The organism is Oleiphilus sp. HI0117 (genome assembly GCF_001635235.1).
The window spans coordinates 1-1,526 of the sequence record NZ_LWGA01001080.1; the positions used below are offsets into that span (position 1 = coordinate 1).

Here is a 1,526-nt window from a genome sequence, read left to right on the forward strand (position 1 = left end):
GTTGATCTTCGCAATATGCGACTTCGGTGAACTCCTTATGGGTGTCCAATCCGACAAAAATTATGGTATTGTTTTTCATGGTGCTGGCCTCCGCTTATATGGTATGACACATATATTATGGCTCTGGCTTTGCTAACCCACGATAGGAGGTCAGCACTCTTTTGGGACGTGGGGAGTCATTATGTCTATGTTCCCAATGACTCTATGGAATAGGTAAAGGAATGTTTTACATACCAAATTATTTTTTAAAAAGAAAGGATCCTGGAACTGTTCAACAGCCCATATGGCAAGGTGCGAGGAAGACCAGAAGAGATTACGCTTTAGCTAATTTACTGACGTTTTTACCTTTAGTTTTTTTGATGGCTTATATGTTGTCAAATAGCGGCGAGAGGCACCCCGATGGGCCTGCTGGTAGTGCTTTAGTTTATTTGTTTCGAGAAAGTGTTCCAATACTTATTACCATTCTTGCTCTTTTTGGCTGTTTCATTTATTTATTCTTTTCTACACTTGGCAGGCTAAGAGATATAAACGTTAATCCAGTTTGGGGGCTTACTTATTTTTTGCCAGGCCTAGCTATTCCACTCACAATATTTTTGCTCCTTATACCTGGCACCAAGGGGCCAAACAAATATGGTGAAGAGCCAAGTTTGAAAAAACCTAAGCTAGATAAGATCCGAGAAATAGCTTCTCATAAGACACCGACGCAAATTGAAGCGGATCGAGTAGAATCGAACAAAGTTGATAAAGAAAATACTGATTTATTGCGTTGCCAGCATGATGTTATAAAGGAAAAGCTTAAGGCTCAAGAATTATGCAAGGTTTTCAAGAACACAATCGGAAATAATAAGAGAGGTTCCAAAATCTTGTTTGTTGGTTTTGATCTATCATTATCAAAATACTATATGTCCATTGCAAAAACGGGTACGCCAAAAGCAGAAATTAAAAAGCAATATTTTCTGAGTTATCAGTTAATGTCAAAAGCCCTTTACGAACAAACGGGTTTACTTATTACCGAGGTGGCTGACCTGAGCACATAACCAGGCCAGCCAGCATCGCTCCCTGCGGTCGCTGGACCTCGTTTCACTCGGCCGCTGCTGGCGGCGTTATATGCAAAATCAGACTCTGCGCTAAGGGAATAAAATGAGAAAAGTTGGTGGTTATTTGCTAGCTGGTTTAGGTGCAGTTTTGGTTTTATTTGGTGCACTTGGTTTTATCGAAACCGGTTACTTTTTACTGACATCTGAGTCTTCCGCGTACGATGTAGGTTTTATTTTTGGCCGCTGTACGGTTTTAATTATTGTTATGGTGCTAGGTTATCGAGCACTTAAAAAATCCAAATCACTTACAAGCGCAATAGCTATCTCAGAGTAACCATGGATATAGTAAATAAATCTACACAAAAGCATTTCTGGTTATCATTTCTAATTGCCAGCCTTGTATCGGCTGCTGCTTATCAGTGGTTATTAATATTAATGGGTGTTTGGGTTTTCTTTATTATGGGCGGTGTTACATTTATTCGTTCAGTT

2 protein-coding genes are annotated in these 1,526 nt (G+C 39.6%); both read left to right on the plus strand.

All coding sequences use genetic code 11. The features are described 5' to 3' along the window. The first annotated feature begins 221 nt into the window (after nucleotides 1-221). Entirely contained in the window at nucleotides 222-1,037 is an 816-nt protein-coding gene (locus A3757_RS19430; protein WP_068567957.1) for a DUF805 domain-containing protein, read from the plus strand. 103 nt (nucleotides 1,038-1,140) lie between these two features. After that, entirely contained in the window at nucleotides 1,141-1,371 is a 231-nt protein-coding gene (locus A3757_RS19435) for a hypothetical protein (RefSeq protein WP_068553898.1), read from the plus strand. Nucleotides 1,372-1,526 lie beyond the last annotated feature (155 nt).

Coding starts and splice junctions, on each gene's coding strand:
- A3757_RS19430 (WP_068567957.1), top strand. CDS start 222: ATGTTTTACATACCAAATTATTTTTTAAAAAGAAAGGATCCTGGAACT.
- A3757_RS19435 (WP_068553898.1), top strand. CDS start 1,141: ATGAGAAAAGTTGGTGGTTATTTGCTAGCTGGTTTAGGTGCAGTTTTG.